1 protein-coding gene is annotated in these 302 nt (G+C 68.2%); it reads left to right on the forward strand.

Annotated features, from left to right (window positions below):
- Positions 1–256: hypothetical protein (locus tag AC2LB6_RS24620; RefSeq protein ID WP_490095475.1), on the forward strand; the 256-nt coding region annotated here is incomplete at its 5' end.
- Between the last annotated feature and the right edge of the window lie 46 nt (positions 257–302).

A 302-nucleotide genomic window follows, 5' to 3' on the forward strand; every position in this document is an offset into this window, starting at 1 on the left:
GCTGGGCTTCTGGCGGAAACTCATTTGGAACATCACCCGCGCCGCCGACGCTGGCCGGGACGTGTCCGACGACGTGGGCGCGGTGCTGGTGCGCGTGCTGCGCGACGTGAAGCACGACCAGACCGCAGGCGGAACGCCGCCCCGCAACCTCGCCGCCGTGGTCAATGCCGCGCTGGCCGACCTGCTGGGCAGGCTGCGTGAGTACGAAGGCCAGCGTGTGGGGGTCAGGCCCGACCAGGCGCAGTTCGCGGCCTGAAAAAACAGGGTCACAGAAAGGCCGAGAAGGGGCCTGAAAAGAAGTC

The sequence above is a fragment of the Pantoea sp. RCC30.1 genome (assembly GCF_058148845.1).